At 71.4% G+C, this 22,602-nt stretch carries 17 protein-coding genes, 1 tRNA gene and 3 pseudogenes; 6 read left to right on the top strand and 15 right to left on the bottom strand.

Translation table 11 applies throughout. From position 1 onward, the window contains the following. Positions 1-413 precede the first annotated feature (413 nt). Together ACYVO2_RS03575 and ACYVO2_RS03570 are read left to right on the top strand one after the other, a co-directional pair. Entirely contained in the window at positions 414-1,958 is a 1,545-nt protein-coding gene (locus ACYVO2_RS03575; protein ID WP_461006069.1) for a CehA/McbA family metallohydrolase, read from the top strand. A gap of 165 nt (positions 1,959-2,123) precedes the next feature. Next, positions 2,124-3,242 (top strand): ADP-ribosylglycohydrolase family protein, encoded by a 1,119-nt coding sequence (locus ACYVO2_RS03570; RefSeq protein WP_461006068.1) that lies wholly within the window; start codon positions 2,124-2,126, stop codon positions 3,240-3,242. 60 nt (positions 3,243-3,302) lie between these two features. Here ACYVO2_RS03570 and ACYVO2_RS03565 read toward each other — a convergent pair whose 3' ends face one another. Both ACYVO2_RS03565 and ACYVO2_RS03560 read right to left on the bottom strand, forming a co-directional pair. Then, positions 3,303-4,898 carry a sodium:solute symporter family protein gene (locus ACYVO2_RS03565; protein ID WP_461006067.1) on the bottom strand — a complete coding sequence of 532 codons (1,596 nt, stop codon included), beginning with the start codon at positions 4,896-4,898 and terminating at the stop codon, positions 3,303-3,305. Between the two features lie 343 nt (positions 4,899-5,241). Then, positions 5,242-6,024, bottom strand: a complete 783-nt coding sequence (locus ACYVO2_RS03560; protein WP_461006066.1) for an SDR family oxidoreductase — start codon at positions 6,022-6,024, stop codon at positions 5,242-5,244. 89 nt (positions 6,025-6,113) lie between these two features. Between ACYVO2_RS03560 and ACYVO2_RS03555 the strand changes: the two genes are divergently transcribed. Beyond that, the gene (locus ACYVO2_RS03555) at positions 6,114-7,013 is read left to right on the top strand and encodes a hypothetical protein (protein ID WP_461006065.1); all 900 of its coding nucleotides are present in this window, start codon (positions 6,114-6,116) and stop codon (positions 7,011-7,013) included. Positions 7,014-7,152: 139 nt separating this feature from the next. Here ACYVO2_RS03555 and ACYVO2_RS03550 read toward each other — a convergent pair whose 3' ends face one another. From ACYVO2_RS03550 to ACYVO2_RS03540, 3 genes are all read right to left on the bottom strand, one after another. Then, positions 7,153-7,362 carry a DUF397 domain-containing protein gene (locus ACYVO2_RS03550; protein WP_461006064.1) on the bottom strand — a complete coding sequence of 70 codons (210 nt, stop codon included), beginning with the start codon at positions 7,360-7,362 and terminating at the stop codon, positions 7,153-7,155. After that, positions 7,359-8,213, bottom strand: a complete 855-nt coding sequence (locus ACYVO2_RS03545) for a helix-turn-helix domain-containing protein (protein WP_461006063.1) — start codon at positions 8,211-8,213, stop codon at positions 7,359-7,361. Before ACYVO2_RS03545 ends, ACYVO2_RS03550 begins: the two co-directional genes overlap by 4 nt. A gap of 297 nt (positions 8,214-8,510) precedes the next feature. Continuing rightward, positions 8,511-9,248: a GOLPH3/VPS74 family protein gene (locus tag ACYVO2_RS03540; protein WP_461006062.1), complete on the bottom strand. Its 738-nt coding sequence runs from the start codon at positions 9,246-9,248 to the stop codon at positions 8,511-8,513. A 951-nt stretch (positions 9,249-10,199) separates the two neighbouring features. Between ACYVO2_RS03540 and ACYVO2_RS03535 the strand changes: the two genes are divergently transcribed. Beyond that, complete coding sequence (locus ACYVO2_RS03535) at positions 10,200-12,521, top strand: D-alanyl-D-alanine carboxypeptidase family protein (RefSeq protein ID WP_461006061.1); 2,322 nt, start codon at positions 10,200-10,202, stop codon at positions 12,519-12,521. A gap of 50 nt (positions 12,522-12,571) precedes the next feature. Here the strand turns inward: ACYVO2_RS03535 and ACYVO2_RS03530 are convergent. Beyond that, positions 12,572-12,790, bottom strand: a pseudogene (locus ACYVO2_RS03530) (response regulator); the annotation flags it as partial. A 72-nt stretch (positions 12,791-12,862) separates the two neighbouring features. Then, positions 12,863-13,273, bottom strand: a complete 411-nt coding sequence (locus tag ACYVO2_RS03525) for an organic hydroperoxide resistance protein (protein ID WP_461006060.1) — start codon at positions 13,271-13,273, stop codon at positions 12,863-12,865. A gap of 127 nt (positions 13,274-13,400) precedes the next feature. On the opposite strand from ACYVO2_RS03525, the gene ACYVO2_RS03520 reads away from it, so the two are divergent. Further along, positions 13,401-13,916, top strand: coding sequence for a MarR family winged helix-turn-helix transcriptional regulator (locus ACYVO2_RS03520; RefSeq protein ID WP_461006059.1), 516 nt, complete (start codon positions 13,401-13,403; stop codon positions 13,914-13,916). 9 nt (positions 13,917-13,925) lie between these two features. Next, a tRNA-Arg gene (locus ACYVO2_RS03515) sits at positions 13,926-13,998 on the top strand. Between the two features lie 438 nt (positions 13,999-14,436). On the opposite strand, the gene ACYVO2_RS03510 is transcribed toward ACYVO2_RS03515, so the two are convergent. The 8 genes and pseudogenes from ACYVO2_RS03510 to ACYVO2_RS03475 all read right to left on the bottom strand — a co-directional run bounded on the left by ACYVO2_RS03510 (position 14,437) and on the right by ACYVO2_RS03475 (position 22,339). Continuing rightward, complete coding sequence (locus ACYVO2_RS03510; RefSeq protein ID WP_461006058.1) at positions 14,437-14,910, bottom strand: hypothetical protein; 474 nt, start codon at positions 14,908-14,910, stop codon at positions 14,437-14,439. 287 nt (positions 14,911-15,197) lie between these two features. After that, positions 15,198-15,722 (bottom strand): hypothetical protein, encoded by a 525-nt coding sequence (locus tag ACYVO2_RS03505; RefSeq protein ID WP_461006057.1) that lies wholly within the window; start codon positions 15,720-15,722, stop codon positions 15,198-15,200. A gap of 1,254 nt (positions 15,723-16,976) precedes the next feature. After that, positions 16,977-17,673 (bottom strand): annotated as a pseudogene (locus ACYVO2_RS03500) (IS5 family transposase). A 138-nt stretch (positions 17,674-17,811) separates the two neighbouring features. Continuing rightward, positions 17,812-18,009, bottom strand: a pseudogene (locus tag ACYVO2_RS03495) (helix-turn-helix domain-containing protein); the annotation flags it as partial. 14 nt (positions 18,010-18,023) lie between these two features. Further along, positions 18,024-18,383, bottom strand: a complete 360-nt coding sequence (locus tag ACYVO2_RS03490) for a hypothetical protein (RefSeq protein WP_461006056.1) — start codon at positions 18,381-18,383, stop codon at positions 18,024-18,026. Beyond that, positions 18,380-18,805 carry a hypothetical protein gene (locus ACYVO2_RS03485; RefSeq protein ID WP_461006055.1) on the bottom strand — a complete coding sequence of 142 codons (426 nt, stop codon included), beginning with the start codon at positions 18,803-18,805 and terminating at the stop codon, positions 18,380-18,382. The genes ACYVO2_RS03490 and ACYVO2_RS03485 overlap by 4 nt, the downstream gene beginning before the upstream one ends. A 154-nt stretch (positions 18,806-18,959) precedes the next feature. Continuing rightward, positions 18,960-20,213 (bottom strand): helix-turn-helix domain-containing protein, encoded by a 1,254-nt coding sequence (locus ACYVO2_RS03480; protein WP_461006054.1) that lies wholly within the window; start codon positions 20,211-20,213, stop codon positions 18,960-18,962. A gap of 101 nt (positions 20,214-20,314) precedes the next feature. Beyond that, entirely contained in the window at positions 20,315-22,339 is a 2,025-nt protein-coding gene (locus ACYVO2_RS03475) for an NPCBM/NEW2 domain-containing protein (RefSeq protein ID WP_461006053.1), read from the bottom strand. Positions 22,340-22,602: the final 263 nt, after the last annotated feature.

The raw sequence follows: 22,602 nt of genomic DNA, 5'->3' as shown, positions 1-22,602 counted from the left end.
CAGAGCCCTCGCAGAGCCCCATCGGGCTCCCGGCATTTCCCCCGACCGCGAGCCCCCGACCGTGCGTCCCCGGCCGGATCACGCCCCCAACACGCCCGGAAAACGCCGTCCCCGGGCAGAATCTGCTGTCAATCTCTTGAAGGAACTAGACACGACCGCCCGTCTCAGGGTCCACTTCTTCAAGGCGGCCCGGCGCCGTTGAGGGTTCGGTGGCCGGAGCGCTGGGAGCTCGGCCTCTCGGACCGCACCCGGGGGGCCGGGCTCATGCCTGCCCGCCCCGGCCCGGGGCGGGCAGTCGCTTTTGTTGGCCTGGAGTTGGCGTCCGATTCGTTGCCCCCGCCGGGCCCCGCCCGGTAGAACGCCGGAGCGGGGCGCGCGGCGCGCCCCACGACGGCAGGAACGGGGAGCCGCCCATGTGCACGGACCACCACCGACCGGCCACCGACGCGCCGGGCCGCCGCGACGTGCTCAGGACGTCCGTGGCCGCGGGCCTGGCCACGGCGCTCACCCTGGCCCCGGTGGAGTTCGCCGGGGCCGAGGAGGCGCCCGGCGGCGAGGAGACCCGCGAGATCACCGGCCATCTGCCGACCGGCGCCGCCGACTGGGTGTACCTGCCCGTGCGGGTGCCGCGCGGGGTCCGCGAGATCGCGGTCTCCTACACGTACGACAAGCCCCAGGTGCCCTCCGGCACCCTCGGCAACGCCTGCGACATCGGGATCTTCGACCAGCGCGGCACGGACCTGGGCGGCCGGGGCTTCCGCGGCTGGTCCGGCGGCGCCCGCACCGAGTTCGCGATCAGCGCCTCGCAGGCCACCCCCGGCTACCTCCCGGGCCCCGTCGGCGCGGGCACCTGGCACGTCGTCCTCGGCCCGTACACGGTGGCGCCGCAGGGCATGGACTACCGGGTCACCGTCACCCTGCGGTACGGGCCGCCCGGGAAGGCGTTCACCCCGCACTACCCGCCGCCGCGCGCCAGGGGCCGGGGCCGCGCCTGGTACCGGGGCGACGGCCACCTGCACACCGTGTACTCCGACGGCAGGCGCACCCTCGCCGAGCTGGCCGCCGCCGCCCGCGCCGCCGGGCTCGACTTCATCGTCTCCACCGAGCACAACACCCACTCCGCGCACGCCGCCCTGGGCGAGCACGCCGGGCCGGACCTGCTGATCCTCGCCGGCGAGGAGATCACCACCAGGAACGGCCACTACCTGGCCGTGGGCACCGAGCCGGGGGTGTGGGTGGACTGGCGGTACCGGGCGCGCGACGGCGAGTTCGACCGGTTCGCCCGGCAGATCCACCGGGCCGGCGGGCTGGTGGTGCCCGCGCACCCGTACTGCCCGTTCGTGGGCTGCCAGTGGAAGTTCGGCTACCGGGGCGCCGACGCCGTCGAGGTGTGGAACGGGCCGTGGGGCCCCGACGACGAGGTGTCGGTCGCCGAGTGGGACGCCATGCTGGTGCGCTCGGCGCGGGACGGCGGCGGGTGGATCCCGGCCGTCGGCAACAGCGACGCGCACCGCGAGCCGCAGGTCGTCGGCCTGCCGCAGACCGTGGTGCTGGCCGACGACCTGGAGCGCGGCGCGCTGCTCGCGGGCATCCGCGCCGGGCGGGCGTGGATCGCGGAGTCCGCGGACGTGGCGCTGGACTTCTCCGCGGCGGGCGGCCGGGGGCGGCACGCCGGGATCGGGGAGCGACTGGCGACGGAGCCGGACGAGGAGGTCACCGTGCGGCTGGACGCCTCGGGCGCGCCGGGCTGCCTCGTCCGGTTCCTGACCGACCAGGGGCAGACGCACACGGCGGCCCTGCCCGCCTCCGGCGCCGGCACGGTCACCTGGCGGACCACGGCGTCGCTCGCCTCCTACGTCCGCGCCGAGATCCGCCGCCCCCCGGCGGACGGCGGCGCCTCGGGCCTGCCCGGGCCGATGGTGGCGATGACCAACCCGGTGTTCCTCGGCAGGCGGTAGCCGCGCTCCCGGGCCCGCGGAGCGCCGCCGGGCCGGGAGCGCGGGCGCCCCCGCGGACCTGTCCCGAACCGCGCCGGCCCGGCGGTCGGTCCGTTCGATTAGTCTGCGGCTGCCGGTCCGCCGCGACGGGCGGCCGGGCACGCGCGGACGAGGGGGAGCGTGAAGGTGACGGCACTGTGGGGACGGGCGCAGCAGCAGGACTTCCGCAGCCGGGTGCGGGGCTGCCTGCTGGGCGGGGCGATCGGGGACGCGCTGGGCGCCGCGGTGGAGTTCCAGTCGCTCGCCGAGATCCGGGCCGCCCACGGCGAGCGGGGCGTCACCGACCTCGTCCCCGCCTACGGGCGGCGCGGCGCGGTCACCGACGACACCCAGATGACCCTGTTCACCGTCGAGGGCCTCATCCGCGCCCAGGTCCGCCGGGACACCGGCGCCTGGCACCCGCCGACGGACGTGCACCGCGCCCATCTGCGCTGGGCCGCCACCCAGCACGACTGGGGCCCGGACGAGCGCCGCGCCGACGCGGGCTGGCTGGCCCGCGAGGAGTGGCTGTACGCGCGCCGCGCCCCCGGCAACGCGTGCCTGAGCGGTCTCGCCGACGAGCGGATGGGCACCCTGGAGCACCCGAAGAACCCCGGGTCCAAGGGCTGCGGCACGGTGATGCGCTCCGCGCCGTTCGGGCTGCTGGTGGGCTGGGACGCCGAGCTGGTCCTCCAGCTCGCCGTGGAGTGCGCGGTGCAGACCCACGGCCACCCCACCGGGTACCTGGCGGCGGGCGCGTTCGCGGTGATCGTGCACGGCGTCGCCCAGGGCGTCCCGCTGGAGGACGCGACGCGGCGGGCGCTGGCGCTGCTCGCGGAGCGCGAGGGACACGAGGAGACCACGGACGCGCTGAACGCCGCGCTGAACGCCGTCCGCCTCGGGCCGCCGTCGGCGGAGCGGATCGAGTCGCTGGGCGCGGGCTGGACCGCGGAGGAGGCGCTGGCCATAGGCCTGTACTGCGCGCTGGTCGCCGAGGACGTCCGGCACGGGCTGCTGCTCGCCGTCAACCACTCCGGCGACAGCGACTCCACCGGCTCGGTGTGCGGGAACCTGCTCGGCGCCCTGCACGGCGAGACGGCGCTGCCGCCGGGCTGGGTCGCCGAGGTCGAGGGGCGCGGCACGATCCTCCAGCTCGCGGACGACTTCGCGATGGAGATGACGCAGACGGCGGCGCTGCACGGCCCCGCCGTCACCGCCGCGGGCCTCGACCCCACCCCGTGGCTGGACCGCTACCCGCCGGCCTGATCCCCGCTCCCGCCGACGGGAACGGACGCGGGATCCCGCCGGATCCCGCGCCCGCCGTCCTCACTCCTTCGCGCCCGCCTTCGGCTTGTCCGTCTCCGCGGCGGCGGCCGGCGGGGCGGGGCGTTCGGCGCCCGGCTCGGTCAGGGCCGCGGCCGCGCTGCCGAGGCCGTCGCCGTCGTCGCCGTCGCCGTTGACCCGGGCCAGCAGCGCGTTGCGCTCGGGCGTCTCCTCGTTCCTGATGAAGCCGATCAGCGTGTACAGCACCAGCGAGGTCGCCAGCGGCGTGGTGATCTCCACCTGGGTGGACATGTCGTCCATGCCGTAGTTCACCAGCCAGAAGGCGAACAGGCCGCACGCCCAGGACACCAGCGCCGAGGTGGGCCCGGACCGGCGCCACCAGGGCAGCAGGCCGAGCATGAACGGGATGGCGATCGGCCCCATCAGGCCCGCCACCCACTTGATCACGACGGTGATGATGTCGTTGAACGTCGGCGAGTTGACCTGGGTGGCCACGGCCATCGACAGGCCGAGGAACCCCAGCGTGGTCCACCGCGCCGCGATCAGCCCGGCCCGCTGCGACCAGGTGCGGGCCTTCTTCGACACCGCGGGCAGGATGTCCCGGGTGAACACCGCCGCGATCGCGTTGGCATCGGAGGAGCACATGGCCATGGTGTGCGAGAAGAAGCCGACGATGATCAGGCCGAGCAGGCCGTGCGGCATCAACTGCTCGGTGAGCAGCGCGTAGGAGTCCGAGGCGTCGGCCTTCTCCGGCTCCACCAGCAGCGGCGCCGCCCACATGGGGAAGAACAGCACCAGCGGCCAGAACAGCCACAGCGTCGCGGACAGCCTCGCGGAGCGGGCGGCCTCGCGGGGCGAGGAGGTGGCCATGTACCGCTGCGCCTGGTTCCACATGCCGCCGTTGTACTCGAACGTCTTGATGAACAGGTACGCCAGCAGGAAGGTGGTGGTGAACGGGCCCGTGGTGGGCTCGGTGTGGTGGTCCGGCAGGTCGTCCCACATGGTCCACAGCGCGTCGACGCCGCCGAGCTCGGCGAGCACGGCCACGAACATCGCGACGCCCGCGAACAACTGGATGATGAACTGGCCGAGCTCGGTGAGGGCGTCCGCCCACAGCCCGCCGACGGTGCAGTAGACGGCGGTCACCGCGCCGGTGATGAGGATGCCCTCGTTCAGGCTGACGCCGGTGAACACCGACAGCAGGGTGGCGATCGCCGCCCACTTGGCGCCCACGTCGACGACCTTCAGCAGCACCCCGGACCAGGCCAGCGCCTGCTGGGTGGGCATGTTGTAACGGGCCTTGAGGTATTCCAGGGGTGAGGCGACGTGCAGCCTCGAGCGCAGCCGGTTCAGCCGCGGGGCGAACACCTTGGCCCCGAAGTAGATGCCGATCGCGATGGGGAAGGACCAGGTGACATAACTGGTGATGCCGTACTGGTAGGCGATGCCGGCGTAGCCGGTGAACATCACCGCGCTGTAGCCGGACATGTGGTGCGAGATTCCGGAGAGCCACCACGGCATCCTGCCGCCCGCGGTGAAGAAGTCGCTGACGGTTTCCACCCGTTTGTGCGACCAGACACCGATGAGCACCATGACGCCGAAGTAGCTGACAAGCACGATCCAGTCGAGACTGTTCATGCCCCCTCCTGGGGTCCTGAAAGCGCACGGTCGTCTCCTGCGGGCGCTTCGCGGGGACTGCCCGGATTGAACCCCTGCGTTAAAGCAGTGGTCAAGAACCTGAACAAGACTCGGCGGAAACCCCACCCCTGAACCGGGCAAAGCCGGATCAACCGCCATCCGACGTTCCTCTACATGAACGCACTCCACCAAGAGGAACAGCTTTGCTCGGACTTGACCCGCGTGCGCATTGCCGCGCCCGCGCGGGCGCGCTCACGATGAGGAGGCGCTTCGCAGGGACGTGCGAGGAAGAAGGGGAGGCGGTGCCGGGGAGAGCCGAGTCGAGCCCGCCGGGCCCCGCCCGTCAGCGCATCAGCTCGCCCGCGTTGACCAGCAGGGACTGCCCCGTGATCGCGCGTGCCCGGTCGCAGGCCAGGAACAGCGCAGCGTCCGCCACGTCCGCGTCCGTGGCGAGCTCCGGGAGGGCCATCCGCTTCGTGAGCGAGGCCGTCACCCGCTCCTCGGGCACGCCGTCCCGCGCGGCCGCGAGCCGGACGAACTCCCGCACCGGCGGACCCCACATCCAGCCGGGCACCACGGTGTTCACCCGGATCCGGTACGGCCCGAGCTCCCGGGCCAGGGAGTACATCGCGGAGGTGAGCGCCCCCTTGGACGCCGCGTACGCCGCGTGCCTGACCTCGCCGGGCGCGGCGACCGACGACTGGGTGCCGATGAACACCACGGCGCCGCCGCGCTCCTTCAGCGCGGGCAGGCACGCCCGCGTCATGCGCAGCGTGCCGAGCAGGTTCACCTCGACGACCTCGCGCCAGGCGCCGAAGTCGGCGTCCGCCAGCCCGCCGAACTGGCGGTCCATCGCGGCGACGTGCACCACCGCGTCGATCCGGCCGAACCGCTCCACGGCGAGTTCGGCCAGCGCCGCGCACCGGCCCTCGTCGGTGATGTCCGTGCGCAGCCAGGCGGTGCGGGCGCCGTCCGGGTCGGCCTCGGCCGCGCAGGCGGCCAGGTGCGCCTCGGTGCGAGCCCCGAGCACCACGTTCGCCCCGTCGCGCACCGCCCCGAGCACCACCTGCCGCCCGAGCCCGGGGCCGACGCCGGACACCACCACGGTCCTGCCGAGGAGCAGCATGCGAGCCTCCGGTGGGTCGGGGCGTGGGTCCGCTCGCGGGGCGCGCGGCCGGGGCCGGCCCCCTCGCGCGTGCTGACATTTACCTGACGATGCGTCAGAGTAGAGGCGGGGCGACCAAGTGGGAAGGGGCGACGACCGTGGACCGCACCGAGGCATCCCCCGGCGCCGAGCGCTACGCCGAGCTGGCGTCCACCGGGCCCTACGGCCCCGGCATGGGGCACGCGCTGATCACGATGGTCGAGCCCCACCCCGGCCACGAGTACTCCTACAACCGCTGGTACGAGGACGACCACTTCATCGCGGGCGCCATGGCCATGCCGTGGATGTTCGCCGGCCGCCGCTGGGTCGCCACCCGCGACCTCCAGGAGCTGCGCTACCCGGAGCGGTCCGCCGTCGCGCGGCCCGTCACCGCGGGCTGCTACCTCACCGTCTACTGGATCACCGCCGGGCGCTACGACGAGCACATGAAGTGGACGGTGGCGATCAACAAGCGGCTCAACCGCGACACCCGGGTCCACCACGGCCGCACCCACGTCCTGACGGCCTTCCACGACCACGCCGCCACCGTCTACCGCGACGGCGCCGCGGGCCCCCGCGACATCCACGCCCTCGACCACCCGTACCAGGGCCTGGTCCTCCAGGTCGCCGAGGCACGGGACGCCGAGCACAGGGACGACCTGCTCCGCCTGCTGACCGAGCGTCACCTGCCGCGCCGCCTGCGGGACTCGCCAGCCGCCATGGTCACTGTCTTCCGCCCCACCCCGCTGCCCGTGGACCGCATGTCCTACGTCCGGCAGGTGGAGGGCGTGACCACCCGGCTGACGCTGCTGTGGTTCCTCCAGTGCGACCCGCGCGAGGTGTGGGCGGAGCGGTTCACCGGCCTGGACGAGGAGGTGGCCGCCTCGGGCCTGGGCCGGGTGGAGTTCGTGGCCCCGTTCGTCCCCACCGTGCCCGGCACCGACACCCACGTCGACCGGCTCCGCGGCTGACGGCGGGCACGGCGGCGAGTGGGCACGGCGGCGGGCGGGCACGGCGGGCGGGCAGCGCGAAGCCCCCTCGACCGGAGAGGAGTACCCGGCGGCCGAAGGGGCTCGATTGGGCGCGACGTCTGCGAAAGTGACAGCGGTGCTAGGACAGGTCGAACCTCCCCTGACCGACAGCGGTCACGAACGCGGCCCAGGCGTCGCTGGAGAAGGAGAGGCTCGGACCCTGCGGGTCCTTCGAGTCGCGGACGGCCACGGTGGACGCACCGGGCACGGCGAACTCGACGCACTCTCCTCCGTTCATGCTGTGGCTGCTCTTGCGCCACTCCAGCGGGCCCACGCCCTTGTTGTTCATCGTGAGTACTCCTTAGCCACTTGGGCGATCAGCACCCGCGACTGCTCGGGGCTCAGGGCCTCCGCGCGCAGATGCTCGTACATCACGGTATAGAGGTGAACGTCCGCTTCCCGCTCAAGATAGAGATCGCTTGTCACTCCTTCGAGGTAAACCACATCCGAATCCGTGGCCTCCTGGAACTCCAGCAGGGAGAATGCCCCCGTCATTCCGGGGTGAGCCCCCACGGCGAACGGGATCACCTGCACCGTGACATGCGGCAGCGTGCTGAGCTCCCCGATGTGCTCGAGCTGCTCACGCATCACCTGCGGCCCGCCCACCGCCCGCCGCAGCGCCGCTTCGTCCAGAACCGCCCAGAAGCGCACCTGCTCGGACCCGTGGATCCGCTCCTGCCGCTTCATCCGCACCTCGACCTGCCGGTGCACCTGCTCCGGGGAGTTCTCCGGGCCGGTGCCGCGCACCACCGCCTCCGCGTAGGCGCGAGTCTGCAACAAGCCGGGCACGACCAGCGAGTGGTAGGTGCGGATGGAGGCCGCCTCCGCCTCCAGGCCGATGTACACGCTGTACGGGATGTCCCCGAACGCGTGCCACCAGCCGCGCTGCCGGGACTCCTTGGCCATGGTCATCAGCGACTCGACGATCCGCCGGTCCTCCACGCCGTACACCTGGCACAGGTCCCGCACATCGCGCTGGCTGATGCTGCGCCGCCCGTTCTCCAGCCGGCTGATCTTGGACTGGGAGACCAGCAGCCGCGTCGCGACCTCCTCCGCGGTCATCCCCTTCGCCTCGCGCAACTTGCGCAGCTCGGCGCCGAGACGCCGTCGGCGCACGGTGGGATTGACATTGGTCGCCATAGGGAGCCCCCCTCCGGGTGGAAGGTTTTTTCCGATGCCTGCCCCGCCCACGGGTCCGCCCCGGGCTCTCGGCTGGCGCATCAGTACCGCCTTGTGATCAGCACAGTGCCATCCGCGGCGGGCCGGCGTGGGCGGAATGCCGGACGCCGGTTCGCGGGGGCGGGGGAAGCCACGACCGAGACATACGAGGGACGGTGGGCCGGAAGCGAGTGCTTCCGGCCCACCGTCCCTCGTGCCGGCGGCTCCCGATGTGGGTCGGTGGAACGGGCCCGGACGCCGGACGTCCGGGCCGGTGGGTCAACGGGCTCCGGCTCGCGCCATTCCACGGCTCGCACCCGTGCCCGCCGTCCGGGCGGTGGCGGAGGTGCTGCCCGCCGGGCCACGGGCCGCCGGCTGGCGGCGGGGCGTGGCCGCGACCCCGTTCTGCACGTCCATCACGGCGTGCGCCACGAGACCGCCCATGGGGTCGTACCTGATCAGGTCGCGCAGCCGGGAGCGCGACGAGCGCCCTTCGTTGCCCGGGTAGAGGTGCTTGCCGAGACCGACCGCGTGGGCCAGTGCGGCGAGCGCGGCCGTCCGCGGGTCCGGCGGGACCCCGGTGCGGATGGCCGTGTCCACCCGGCTCCTGATCTCACGGCTCGTGACCTCGTCGCAGGCCTGGTAGCGAGTCGTGGGCAGCACCCCGCACATCTGGCCCGGCACGGCCTGCACCATGCCGCAGCGCTCCAGATGCGCCAGGTACGTCTGACGCAGCCCCAGCCGGGGCCCGCCTATCCAGTGCACCGCGCGTACCGGGCTTCCCCGGCGGCGCAGCAGTTCCAAAGCGGTGTCCAGAGTCGGATCACCTGTCGGCCGTGGCAGCACCACGGCGATACGATCCCCATCAGGGGCTATCCGTCCGGCCAGCGCCAGCTCCACCAGCTGTGCTCCGGCCAGGCCGAGGTCGAGCGACTGCGGCTGCGCCGTGGTACCCGTGGCCGGGTCCAGGGCCAGCAGCAGAAGCTCTTCCGGAAGTGTTCTGCGGCTCCTGCCCATCCATGCCTCCCCGCGTGGATGAATGACAGGGTGACGCCTCTCACACTCCGCTGTCGAGAGCACCTCGGGGAGATGGGCGGGAACCGGTAGGTATGTCTTCGTCGTCTACCAGGGGGCGGCTGTGTGTCGGCGGGTCTGCGAAGTGGTCGACCACCTGCCAGCCATATTTGGATTTTTGGTGATACCGGACGGAGCGGGGTGCCAGGGAAGACGGCACCCCGCAGTGCTGCGTTCCAGGAGGTTTTGGTGTTGAGCGATTCCCCCGGCAGGCCTGAGCGCGGAGAGTCCCCGGGGGAGACAACCGCAGCAAGGGCGCTGGATCCGCGCCTGTCGGTGTTCCGCGGCGAGACGGCGGGGACGGCGCGGACCGGCTCCGCCGGGGCGCGGTTGGGAACGCTCGACGGCACCCCCGGGCGAGGGGAGGGCGCGGCGGCGCGGGCCTCCGACGTGAATGCTCAGGGAAGCGCGGACGACGTGGACGAAATGCGTAGGACGACTACGGCCGGCGACGGTGTGGAAGCGGGCGCGGAGGGCACTGGCCCCGGTATCGAAGACGCAGGTGCACAGGGGGACTCGGCCACGCTGAGCGAGCGGGGGACCACCCCCCGGGACCGGAAGCGTCCCTCGGGGAGGGGCCCGGGGAGCGAGGCGGGGCCCCGTCCCGCGGTCCCGGCGGCCCGGCGCGAGCCCCGCCCCGGCGACGGGAACGCCCCCGAACCGGGCGCGGGGGAGCGGCGGGAGAAGGAGAAGAGCGCCGCGAACTCCGGCGCGCGCCCTGCCACTTCGGAGCCGTCCGGCGGCTCCGGGGAGCCCGGAGGGCCCGGCGACAAGAGCACGAACAAGACTCCGGCCCCGGCCGGGAAGACCGACGCCGAGCGGGGCGACGGGGCGGACGGGGGGTCCGCGGCCGACTCCGAGGACGGCCCCGCCGCCGCGGGCGCGGACGCCACGGTGCACCTGGCGGTGGGGGACCGGCTGAGGAAGCCCGCCGGGCGGCAGGGCGCGAAGGACGGGGACGCGGAGGACGGGGACGCGAAGGGCGGGCGCGCGAAGGGCGGGCCCGGGAAGAGCGGAGAGGACGAGTCCTCGGAGGACGGTGCCGAGGGCGCGGCCCCGGACGCGACGATCGCGCTCGCGATCGGTGGCGCGGCCAAGGCCGCGAAGTCCGCCGAGCCCACCGAGTCCGCCGGGCCTTCGAGGCCGTCGGGAACCTCGCAGGCTTCGGGGCCCGCGGAGGCGGCGGAGACATCAGGAGCGTCAGGGGCGTCGGAGGCGTCGGAGGGGGAGTCCTCGGGCGCCGCCGCGTCGCCGGACGCGCCGCGTTCGGCCGGGGCGTCGGCCGGGGCCTCGGAGGATGCCAAGCCTTCGGAGGCGACCAAGTCGTCCGAGTCCGTCGAATCCTCCGGTACTTCCGGCCGGCCCGAGCCCGCCGCCCGGCCCGAGGCGACCATGCAACTCGCGGTCGGCGACAGGCTGACGAAGCGCGGCGAGGCCGCCAGGGCAGCCGAGTCGGAAGGGTCCGGCAGGTCCGAGGGGTCCGGCAGGTCGGAAGAGCCGGAGAAGTCGGCAGGGGCGGCCAAGTCCTCCGAGGGCTCCGGCGGTTCCACCGACTCCGCCGAGACCACCGACTCCACCGAGACCGGCAAGGCCGCCGGGACCGGCGGGACCGCCGGGACCGCCGGGACCGGTAAAGCCGCCAAGGCCGCCGCCGCCGTGGACCTCGCCAAGAAGAAGGGCGGGGACGCCGGGTCGTCCGCCCCCGCCCCGGCCGCCGCCCGCACCGGGGCGCCCGCCACCGCCAAGCCCGCGACCGCCCCCGACCAGCCCGCCACGGCCCCGCCCAAGCCTCCGGCCGGGGCCGTCCCGGCGCCGGCGCGGTCCTCGCTGCCGAAGCCGCCGCTGCCCGGGGCCGCCGCCGCGTCCACGGGGTCGTCGTCCCCGGCGGCACCGTCGCCGGAGACGACCAGGCAGCAGCCGATGCCCCCGGAGCCGGCCGACCCGCTGAAGCTGCTGGCGGACCTCACCAACACCCCGCCCCCGCCGCAGACCCCGCTGCGCACGCTGGTGCGGCGGATCAAGATCTGGACGCCGCTGGTCGTCCTGCTGCTGATCGCCCTCACGGTCGCGCAGGCCGTCCGCCCGCTCCCGGACCCGTCGCTGAGGATGACGGCCGCCGCCGCGCACACCTTCGAGGGCAGCGCGCCGGACCTGCCGTGGCCGGACAGGGGACAGGCCGCCATCGCCGTGGAGGGCGTGGGCGGCTTCGGCAGCTTCGGCGGCGACAAGCCCGCGCCCATCGCCAGCGTCACCAAGACCATGACCGCCTACGTGATACTCAAGGAGCATCCGCTCAAGCCCGGCCAGCAGGGACCGAAGATCACCGTCGACCGCAAGGCCGTGCAGGACTGGGAGACGGGGCTGCCTGAGAACGAGTCCGTGGTCAGGGTCGAGGAGGGCCAGCAGCTCACCGAGTACGAGGCGCTCCAGGACCTGATGATCGCCTCGGCCAACAACGTCGCCCGGCTGCTCGCCCGCTGGGACTCCGGCTCCGAGGAGGCGTTCGTGAAGAAGATGAACGACGCCGCCAGGGAACTGGGCATGACGAACACCACCTACACCGACCCCAGCGGCCTGAAGGCCACCACGGTCAGCACCGCCGAGGACCAGGTGAAGCTGGGTCAGGTGATCATGGACAACCCGGTGTTCCGGGAGATCGTCGCCACGGGCCACTACCAGCCCGCCAAGCAGAGCGGCACGGTCTACAACCACAACGGGATGCTGTACAAGGAGAACGTCATCGGCATCAAGACGGGCAACAGCTCCGCCGGTGGCGCCAGCGTCCTGTTCGCCGCCGAGAAGGAGGTGGGCGGCGCGAAGCGGCTGGTCGTCGGCGCGGTGATCGGGCAGCGCGGCCCGGTGCCCAGCGAGGCGGCGAGCGCGGCGGGCCTCCGTCTGGTCGCCGCCGCGCAGGACGCGCTGACGTCCACCACGGTGGTGAAGAAGGGGCAGGTCGTCGGGCATGTGGACGACGGGCTCGGCGGCACCACCCCGGTGGTGGCCGCGAAGGACGTGGTGGCCGTGGGCTGGTCCGGGCTGCGGGTGGAGCTGAGGCTCACGCCCGTGGGCGGCGAGGTGCCCGGCACCGGCGACCGGGGCGAGCGGATCGCCACCCTCACCGTCGGCAACGGCACGGACCGGTCCAGTGTCCCGGTGACGCTGAAGACCGCGCTGGCGGAGCCGTCGTTCACGGACAAGCTGTTCCGCGTGACCTGAGCCCCGCCCCCGCGAAGCCTCGTGCCCGCCCGCCGCACCGGATCAGGTGCGGCGGGCGGGCACGGTCGTTCCGCGTCCCGCACCGCGCTCGTCCCGTCGCCCGCCGAGCGGACCTCCCACCCCTCGTACCGCAGCGCCATCGACAGCAGGTCCGCGAGCGACGCCTCGTCGTCCACGACGAGGACCCGCGACGGAGAGCCGTCGGCCCGCGCGCCAACCGCGCCGCGCGGCCCGGATCCGGGGGAGGCACCGGGGACCATTGCTGTCATGCCGCCACGATCCGCCCCCGACCTGTGGCCAGGCTTGCCGCCGCCTGTGAACCACCTGTGAGCCGGGCGCGACTACTCCACGACGAGCTGCACCGGGATGTTCCCGCGGGTGGCCCGGGAGTACGGGCAGACCTGGTGCGCCTGCTCGACCAGCGCCTGCGCGGTCTCCTTCGCCACCTCGTCGGGGAACTCCACCCGCAGCGTCACCGCCAGCCCGAACCCCTGCTCGTCCTTGCCGAGGCCGACCTCCGCGGTCACCGAGGCGTCCTTGGTGTCCACCTTCGCCTGCCGCCCGACCAGCCCCAGCGCGCTGGCGAAGCACGCCGCGTACCCGGCGGCGAACAACTGCTCGGGGTTGGTCCCCTTCCCGCTGCCGCCCAGCTCCGGGGGCATGGCGAGCTGGAGGTCCAGCGTGCCGTCCGAGCTGACGGCGCGCCCGTCGCGCCCGTTGGCGGTGGCGGCGGCGGTGTACAGAGCGTCCATCGGAAACCCTCCCGGGGGTCGTTGCCTCGTTCCGTTCTCTCCTGACACCACCAACCAAACCACACAACTAAATTGTGCGCAACCAATCTGTGCCCAATCAAACCGCCTCCCAGCTATCCTGGACCCCATGGACCCGCACCCCACACCCGCCCCGGCCGAGGACCACCTCCGCCTCGACCGCATGATCTGCTTCTCCCTCCACGCGGCGTCCCGTGCCTTCGACAGCGTCTACCGCGTCGTCCTGAAGGACCTGGGCCTGACCTACCCCCAGTACCTGGCCATGCTGGTCCTGTGGGAGCACGGCGAACTCCCCGTGAAGGCCATAGGCGAACACCTCCGCCTGGACTCCGGCACCCTCTCCCCCCTCCTCAAGCGCCTGGAGGCCGCGGGCCTGGTCCAGCGCGAACGCAGCCGCGCCGACGAACGCGTGGTCACCGTCCGCCCCACCCCCACCGGCCTGGCCCTCCGCGACCGCGCCACCGACATCCCCCGCCGCATCGCGACGGCCGCAGGCATCCCCCTGGAAGACCTCCAAGACCTCCAACTCCGCCTCCACACCCTCACCACCGCCCTCGACACCGCCCTCCTCTCCGGCACCCTCACCCCCGACCCCCACACCCCTCGCCAAAACCCGGTAGGCTGACCTCCGCACGCCTCAGTAGCTCAGGGGATAGAGCACCGCTCTCCTAAAGCGGGTGTCGCAGGTTCGAATCCTGCCTGGGGCACACAGGGCGCCCACGGGGCGCGGCGGACGACGAAGGCCCAGGTCACACCGGTGGGAACCGGCAGCCTGGGCCTTGATCGTCTTCGGATCGCGATCATGAACCGGACGCGCCGTGCCGGATGCGTGCCAAATCTGGTGATCTTGCCCTCTGTATCGCCTTCGTCCCGCTCCAGCCCGGCCGATGTCCGTGCCGCGCGTATAGCAGTCAGCCTCCTGCTGTCAGAGAAGGGGTGCGTCGTGGCTGAGGCGCTCGGCTCCACGGCCCTAGGCAGCTACTTTGGCGCGAGCCTCGAAGACCATGGAGCCAGCGTCGCGCCTTGCCGGGCGAGTCCACAGACTGTCCGACGCGCCGGAAGCTTGCGGGGCCATGATCACTCGCGCCAAAGCAGCTCCAGCCCAAAGCCGCTGCACCGACCTTGTTCGATACGCGCTTGCGCCGTTATGCGGGCCTGACTAGAATCTCAGCTTGGACTACGCCCGGAGGGAGTAGGCGAACTGTGCACTTCTCTTCTTCATAATCGATCAGGCATTCCTTGTGGGCCGGACGGAGAACGTCTCTCCTGAAGCGTGCGGCATTGGGATGCTCTAGCCATTTAACGAGATCGGTCTCCGGTACCGGGTTATTCTCGCCCAGAAGCAGAAGAAGCATTTTTTGCTTCCAGGTTAGCCCAAGTCTTAGGATCCTTTTCCTGCTTCCCTCGGTCCAAACTTGTGGTACTTCGCGCTCTACCAAGTTCTCAACCAGCGCGGATGCCTGTTCTACAGTGAGGTCGTGAAAGATCCTCACGAGTTCAGCCATGAGCCACTTACTCATATAAAGGACTGCTGTCGCGTCCATCAGATTCGGGTCGATGTCTCCGCCAGCGTGGCCGACGCCGCGATTGTTCCGAATCTCATAGAGCGCCAGAAGCATGCGAGGAATCTGAAACTTGATTGATCGCGGTACAGAGGAAGGTCTCTGCTCAAGCTCCCGACAGGCGCGGACCATGTTGCGAGGTCCGGATGAACGCTCCGGATATTGACCGTCAGCATATCCCGTGATGGCGGTATAGATGGCCTCGCAGAGCTTTCCGCCATTCAATTCCGCAGGCTCCCACCGATGCTCTCGGTAGTTGCTGACGATTCGGTTGAATGCGTTAACGATGTCGTCGCGCAGTCCGTTTGGTAGATCCGCAAGGGCTTCTCCGGGTGTCATGTTGTTCAGCCCGCAATCAATCCTTGGACGTAAGCCAATCCTTCATGCGTCAGCTTGTGCAGCTTGCGCGCCTGGCGAGAGTTTCCAGTCTTTCGCAGCTGAATGACTCGCGCAGGCTTCTTCTCTTGATTGCTCTTGAGGGAGTCTGTGACGTTCTTTAGAGCATGTCCGAGGTTCTTCAATTCCTTGTTCAGGACGGCCGACTGGAAGGAGGGGTGGCCCTGAATGGCCTGAAACCAATATCCCGCTACGAGAGCCCTGTCGACATCGGTCTTGGGAGCTGCGGCGTGGAACAGTTCGGCGAAGTGCTCGAACTTTGGGGCCTCAGCAGAGATCTCCTCGTCACTAACTTCGCCAGCCTCCTCTTCGGCCTCGCTCGAGCCCTTGACTCCATTTCTGGCCGCTGGGCTGCCGAGCACTACGCCATAGCGCTCAGCAGCCCAGCGCAGCACCCTCCCTTGGGCGTCCTCTTCAAGATCGTGAAGAGCGCCGGCAATCGCGGACATTGCGCCGATCTCTGGGTCGCTCATTCGTTCCCCTCCCACCACGTGCACCTACGGTGCGCCCATCGTCACCGCGCAGAAGCTGTGCGGTGATCGGAATGCTAGTGGCGCGCACTCGATCGGACCCAGGCGATTACTGATCCGCGCGTTGATCGAACACGTGCAACTAACCCTGCCTGCGTCCCTGACGCACGACAAAGCCTTTCAGGATGCACCTAGATCCCATGCAGCGCAATGGGAACGTACTTGCGACTCATTGCCGATGGGAACATTGCAACCGGGATCTTCATGAGACCCGCAGCGAGTCGACTACTCGACCGCCACGCTGGTACCCCTGATCGACAGCACGGCAGCGCAGCTGAGACTGGTGGGCGTGCAAGCGAGGCACGCCTGTGCCTGGACCGTCGATGTACGTAACACCTTGGCTGGTTGTCGTGGGCTGAGGCTCATCCCTCTAGACCGAGCTCAGCCTTGAGTGCAGCAGAGCCAACAGGTCATGCCATTGGTGTGCCAGACAGTGCGGGGAACCACGGAGAACAGCGGTACCGGCCACGAGCGCGACCAGGGCTCTGACGTCGAACTCCGCAGGTCAGCCGAGCAGCCAGCCTGCCCGTCGCCAAGGCGTGCGGCTTGGGGGGCGTCCGCCCACTCCGCGTGGCACATCACCGGATCGTCGGCGGCGGATGGTCATCGGCGGAGCGGGGCGACGGCGGGGCATCAGTGTCGTTGCCTGTGGGGAGGGGTTGGGGGGTCAACACCCACACGGCGAGGGCGGCGATGTGGCGGTGGATGCCGTCGGGGGGTGGTGAGAGCGGTGGGTTAGACGCCGTTTCTGATGGCGGACTGTCGGCCGCTCGAAACGGGTGGTCTGCTTGAAGGGCTGCTGGGTACGGTGACCCGGTGTGCTTCTACGCCATGACCTACTACAAGCTGCACTACGCGTGTGTCTCGTGCCGTGTCAGCTTCAAGCAGCATGCCCATCCGAAGCGCGAGCACGTGTGCCCAAACTGTTCTCAGCCCCTCATTTGCGCTGGTCATGACTTCGCTCCGCCGCCCAGGCGTGATGTCCGCGGCTGGTCCGTGGTGGCTGCGGTGTTGGGTGAAGGGCTGCGCTACGAGGGACTATCGGTCTGCGGGTGTGGCAAGGAGCCCAAGTACCGCCCACGGACCCGAGCCGAACTGCGGGCGCGTCAGACCGTTGCCGCAAGGGACGGACTGCCGCTGTCCGAGGCATTGTCCCGACCGGACCCTTTGACCCAGCCATCGCACTGACCTCGCGCCTCAGCGTGCCCGGCGGCGATGTCCGATGAGGGCTGCTGCGACGCCGACGAAGGCGAGGAAGTGCCCGGGCTTGCGCTCGCAGCGACGGTGCAGGCGCCGACAGCCGGCCAGCCAGGACACTGTTCTCCCTACGACCCAGCGGTGACGGCCGAGCCGGTTCGACGGTTCGGTGCCTTTGCGAGCAATGCGAGGGGTGATGTTCCGCTCTCGAAGCCATAGCCGCAGGTGGGCGTAGTCATACCCCTTGTCGGCGTGGAGCTTGTCGGGCTTGCGTCGACGAGGGCCGCGGCGGGAGCGGACCGGGGGAATACCGCAGGTCAGTGGTTTCAGAGCTTGGCTGTCATGAAGGTTGGCGGCCGAGATCCCCAGGGACAGCGGAAGTCCGTTCCGGTCTGTGATCAAGTGGATCTTCGATCCGTTCTTGCCGCGATCGGTCGGATTCGGTCCCGTCAGCAGCCCCCTTTTGTGGCGCGAATACTCACGGAGTCGATCGCACAGCGGGACCAGTCCAGCTCACCCCGCGCTCCTAACGGGTGCAGCCGGAGGTAGCGACGAAGATGATCCCGGCCAAGATCTCGCGATCGTCGGCGCGCTTCTTCCCTCCGCCCTGCGGGCGGACCACCTCGGTCGGCGGCACGACCCGCCGAAACAGTTGCCACAGCTCCTCCGGCACCAGCCGCTCTACGAGACCTGCCATACCTCGACAACGGGATAGACCCGCCATCAGAAACGGCGTCTTAGTGGGGTTCAGGTAGTTGCGGGCGCGGCGGAGGGCGGGGCCGTGGTTGCGGCGGTCTTGGCGGTCGGCTTCGAGTAGGGGGATTGCGGCGCGCAGCAGGCCGTCGGCGTGGAGAATCTCGTCGGCGTGGTCGAGTTCGCGGTCCGGTAGGGCACGGCGGCCGGTCTCCGCCATCTGGATCAGGACGCCGGTGACGTGCAGGGCCGCTCCCAGGTCCTTTTGTTTTAGGCCCGCGCGGCAGCGGAAGTGGCGCAGGACTTGGCCGACGTACAGGCGGGCGGGCGTGATGGACACGGTCTCCCTCGTGATCAGGGCCTGGGGGACGGAGGAGGTCGATCCGGCATGAGGATCTGCAAGTGGGCGCCCGTCCAGCGGATGGTGTCGGCCAGCCGGGCGGCCCACAGGGGGTGGGTGCAGAGGCGGTCCTCTGTGTGGATCAGGAGGAGTACGGGGGCCCAACGCAGTCGGGGCACTTCCTTCAGGGCGTCGTACAACCGGGGGCGCAGGTGCGGGGTGCGGGCGGGGGTGCCGCAGTCGACCCAGGCACCGGCGCGGTCCCAGCCCTGGGCCCGGGCGTGGTGGTCGAGGGCGGTGAGTCGGGCGATGACGGTGCCGGAGCCGGAGATTTGGCGGTCGTAGAGCAGGGCCACGGGGGCTGGGGTGGTCACGGCTGCCCCAGGACGGTGCGGGTGGCGGTGCGCAGGGCGGCCAGGAGGGCGTTGGGGTTGGTCAGACACGGGGTGGTGGGGTTCGGGGGGACCTTCCAATGGGGGCGCGGTCCGTCGTCGTGGGAGACGGGGGGTACCGCGATGTAGTGGGTGCGGTGGGGCTCGGCTCCGAGGACGGTGACGGTCGGGACGGCGGGCCAGAGGGCGGTGGAGCCGGTGTCCACCAGCCAGTACGTGGACCCGCCGAAGGGGTCGGCGAACACCGCCCCGGTGCGGGCCCGCAGGCAGGTGAGTGCAGCATCGGCGACCGCGGGGCGGCCGACCTTGACCGCGCCCCAGTACCGACCCGCCGTCACCAGCGTCACGTCGTTGCCGATGGGGGGCCGCCACTGCCGCGGGGCGGGGTGCACAGGCATGCTCACCGGAGCAGCACCCCGCCACCGTCGAGCGGCGTCCACTTGGCACGGTTGCTTCTTGTCACAACAACCCCCGGAGTCGTCAGTGGTCGGATGCTCACTGACCGTAGGAGCGCCGGGGGCGGGGGAGGGGCAGGGATTCTGCCCTTCGAACAGGGGATCAGGCTGCCAGGACGCCGATCTTCACCGCGAGCTGCGCCGCGCGCTGACGGCGCATCGGTGACTTGGACTCCGTCTCCTCCAGCACGATGCGGCGTGCATACCCGTTGTAGCGGATGGTCTCGGGGGCGGCCTCGAACGCCTTGTCCAGGGTTTCGAGGGCGACGTCCGGGAGCCCGGCGAGCTGGTAGCCGCGGGCTTCCTCGATGCGGTGGCGGGCTCGGCGGGGACGGGACGGGATGGTGGCCGTGTCCGCCCTCGTCGCCTGCCGTACCGACTCGCCCCCGGCGTGCAGTTCGACAGCGACGGTGAGGGCGTGCGCGCCCATGATCGCCTGGGAGAAGGAGGTGATGGGGTGGAAGTAGTCGGGGGCGAGTCTCTTCGACAGTTTCTCGGCCTTGTCCCAGTGACGCCAGGCCGCGCCGGTGTCGCCGCGGCGCGCGGCCGTGTACCCGCCCGCCACCGTCAGCGCTCCCGTGATGGCCATGAGGTCGGGCGACGCGTCGGGGAGCAGCGGTTCGAGGTGGTGGAGGGCGTCCGAGACCACCGCGTCGGCGGCGTCGTAGTGCGCCGAGTCCCGGTGGGCCTCGGCGGCCAGCCAGGCTGCCACGCCGATGGCGTGCGGGTCCTCCGACTCCTGGGCCGCGACGAGCGAGCGCTCGGCCACCCGCCACAGCAGCGCCGAGTCCGGCTGGTAGGCCAGGAAGAACTGGGAGAGCGCGTACACCTCGGCGAGCGCGGCCTGTGCGGTCCGCCGCTCCTCCGCGCGGTCGGCCTGCCGCACGGCGAGCTGCGCGTCGCGGATGAGGTCCGGGAGCAGCGCACCGATGGTGTCGCGGTGGCGACCGGAGGAGTGACGCTGGGACCAGGCGCGGGCCAGGCGTGCGCGCAGGTGCGCGGCCGGGGGCGCCTCCCGGTCGGCACCGGCGGTGACGGGGAAGGCGTTGATGGCGGCGCGTACCTGCGGCAGGCGCTTGTGCCCGGGGCCGATGAACATGTCCATGGACATGGACTGGTCGCCGGTCAACTCGCAGAGGTCCCGGACCCGCAGCGCCTCGGCGATTCGCAGGATCATGGGCAGGGAGGGCATCTTCAGCCTGCCGGTCTCGACCTGCTTCACCCAGCTCGGGGACTTGCCCAGCAGGCCGGCGAGGACCGGGCGGCTCATGCCGCGGCGAACCCGGAGGATCTCCATCCGCTGACCGAAGACCAGCGGATCGGCGTACGCGTCGGGGGTGGCATCAGGAGACGACATGGGCCTTGCCCCTCTCTGTCAGCTCATCCCTGCCAGGGTATGGGCTGCTGCTGCCCGGCGGGTTGTGGTTCGTGCGGCAGGTGACGGCTCGGCCCGTGCGGTCAGCCCGCTTTCCCGCACTCCAGTACCGGCCCCACCCAGTCCGCGTGGTCGCCCACTGAGCTGTTGGGGAGGACGGAGAGGGTGAGCCAGGTGGTGTTGGTGAGGTCGGCGGTGAGGGGGACGGCCGGTTGGCCGTAGTCGACCGGGCCGCTGTCGGCGCGGAGGGTGCCGTCGGTCAGGATGCGGAAGACGGCGGACTGTTCGGGCATGGGTTTCTCGTCGTCGACGCCTGCCTCGGTGGTGAGGCGGGTGCAGGTGCCGCCCAGGTAGTAGGTGAGGGTGCTGGTGGCGTGGACGCCCAGGCCCTTGGGGTAGGTGCGGCCGGCGATGGTGAGGGGGCGGCCGTCGTCGGGGGCGAGTTCGCCGTTGCTGCGGTCCTTCTCCGGTGCGCCCCAGCCGTTCTCCGCGGCGACCCAGTCCAGGGAGCTGAGGTCGGTGGCGCCCGCGGGGGGCGGGGCCAGGAGGAGGAGGTCGAGGGTGGCGGTGGTGGTGCGGCCGGGGTGGTGGGTGGCGCGGACGGTGAGGGTATGGCGGCCGGGCGGGGTGCCGGGCGGGGCGGTGACGGTCCAGCGGGTGGTCAGGGACGCGTCGGTGCGCAGGCGGCGGGTCGTGGTCTGGCCGGTGGGGGTGACGGTCCAGCCTTCGGGGGCGGTGGCGGTGAGGCGGACGTCGCGCAGATGGGTGCGGCCGTGGTTGGTGAGGGTGGTGCGCAGCGGGGTGGGGTGGTCGGCGAGGACGGTGGTGGCGGTGCCGGGGGCGTGCGGGACGGCGTCGGCCGCGGTGGCGGACAGGGCGGTTGACGGAGGGAGGACGGGGACGGGGGAGCGCAGCGGGGTGACGCGGTACAGGGCCGTGGCGTGCGGGGGCAGAGCGGCGCCGATCACGCCCGCGGACTCGGTGGTGCGGCCCGTCCACAGGTCGCGCAGGCGGTAGCCGGGGGCGTGCGGGAGGCCGCCCGCGGTGGCCCGGGTGGAGACGGTCGCGGGGCGGTCGGTGGAGTTGTACAGGGCGATGGCGTGGTCGCCGTCGGCCAGGGGCTTGTCGAAGACGATCAGGCCGTCGCGCTCGGAGACGACGCGGCCCTGGATGCCCAGCGGGTCCTGGTCGACGGCGATGACGTCGCGGTTGAGCAGGATGTCCAGTGTCTCGGGACTCGCCTTGCGCAGGTCGGTGCCGATGAGCAGGGGCGCGGCCATGACCGCCCACAGGCCGAAGTGGGTGCGGTACTCCTCGGCCGTCATGCCGCCGTTGCCGACCTCCAGCATGTCCGGGTCGTTCCACGCGCCGGGCCGGGCGGCCGCGGCGTGGCGCATGTTGGCGTCGATGATGGACTTGACGCTGGGCCAGTTGTCCCGGATGTCGCCGGTGGTGCGCCACAGGTGGCCGACGCCGCCGGCCCACTCCCACGGCCGGGACTGGCCCCACTCGCAGATGGAGTACACGATGGGGCGTCCGGTGCGCTTCAGGGCGTCGCCCATGGCGGTGTAGCGGCGGACGAAGTCCTCCTGCGAGCCGTCGCTGTTGTTGTGGCAGTTGTCGTACTTGAGGTAGTCCACGCCCCAGGAGGCGAAGCTCCGCGCGTCGGTGTCCTCGTGGCCGAGGCTGCCGGGGTAGCCGGCGCAGGTCTTGGTGCCCGCGTCCGCGTAGATGCCGAGTTTCAGTCCTTTGGCGTGAACGTGGTCGGCGACGGCCTTGATGCCGTTGGGGAACTTGACCGGATCAGGAACCAGGCGGCCCTGGGCGTCGCGTTCGCGGGCCATCCAGCAGTCGTCGATGTTGACGTAGGTGTAGCCGGCGGCCTTGAAGCCCTTCTCGACGAAGATGTCGGCGGTCTCCTTGATCAGCCGCTCGTTGACGTCGCAGCCGAAGGGGTTCCAGTTGTTGAAGCCCATCGGCGGGGTGCGGGCGAGGCCGTTGTCCAGGGCGGAGGCCGGTGGGGCCGGGGTGGCGACGCTCAGGCCGGTGACGGCGAGGGCGAGTGCGGCCAGGGTGGCGGTGAGGCGGCGCGCGGGTCGAGACGGCACGGTGCACTCCCTTGCGGTGGTGTGGCGGGGTGGTGCGGCGAGGTGTCGCCTCGCGTCGGGGCTCGACGGTCGGTCAGCAGGAAACGTCACTCAAACGGTTCAGTCAATGCTTTGGGAGGGGCGGGTGGCGGGGAGCGGTGGGATGCGTCGGTCTTCGGCCATGGGATGGGAGGGGCCGGGGTGCGGAGCGGGGGAGGTCGGGTGCTGCCGTCCGGTGCGCGCCGGGTTCCGGGATCCCGGGCGGGGGCTCCGACGCGACCACT

The sequence above is a fragment of the Streptomyces capparidis genome (assembly GCF_054782095.1).
Note: the sequence above shows the minus strand (reverse complement) of the source record. Positions and strands in the feature narration are given on the sequence as shown.

Coding starts and splice junctions, on each gene's coding strand:
- ACYVO2_RS03575 (WP_461006069.1), top strand. CDS start 414: ATGTGCACGGACCACCACCGACCGGCCACCGACGCGCCGGGCCGCCGC.
- ACYVO2_RS03565 (WP_461006067.1), bottom strand. CDS start 4,898: ATGAACAGTCTCGACTGGATCGTGCTTGTCAGCTACTTCGGCGTCATG.
- ACYVO2_RS03560 (WP_461006066.1), bottom strand. CDS start 6,024: ATGCTGCTCCTCGGCAGGACCGTGGTGGTGTCCGGCGTCGGCCCCGGG.
- ACYVO2_RS03555 (WP_461006065.1), top strand. CDS start 6,114: ATGCGTCAGAGTAGAGGCGGGGCGACCAAGTGGGAAGGGGCGACGACC.
- ACYVO2_RS03550 (WP_461006064.1), bottom strand. CDS start 7,362: ATGAACAACAAGGGCGTGGGCCCGCTGGAGTGGCGCAAGAGCAGCCAC.
- ACYVO2_RS03545 (WP_461006063.1), bottom strand. CDS start 8,213: ATGGCGACCAATGTCAATCCCACCGTGCGCCGACGGCGTCTCGGCGCC.
- ACYVO2_RS03540 (WP_461006062.1), bottom strand. CDS start 9,248: ATGGGCAGGAGCCGCAGAACACTTCCGGAAGAGCTTCTGCTGCTGGCC.
- ACYVO2_RS03525 (WP_461006060.1), bottom strand. CDS start 13,273: ATGGACGCTCTGTACACCGCCGCCGCCACCGCCAACGGGCGCGACGGG.
- ACYVO2_RS03520 (WP_461006059.1), top strand. CDS start 13,401: ATGGACCCGCACCCCACACCCGCCCCGGCCGAGGACCACCTCCGCCTC.
- ACYVO2_RS03510 (WP_461006058.1), bottom strand. CDS start 14,910: ATGCTTCTGGCGCTCTATGAGATTCGGAACAATCGCGGCGTCGGCCAC.
- ACYVO2_RS03505 (WP_461006057.1), bottom strand. CDS start 15,722: ATGAGCGACCCAGAGATCGGCGCAATGTCCGCGATTGCCGGCGCTCTT.
- ACYVO2_RS03480 (WP_461006054.1), bottom strand. CDS start 20,213: ATGTCGTCTCCTGATGCCACCCCCGACGCGTACGCCGATCCGCTGGTC.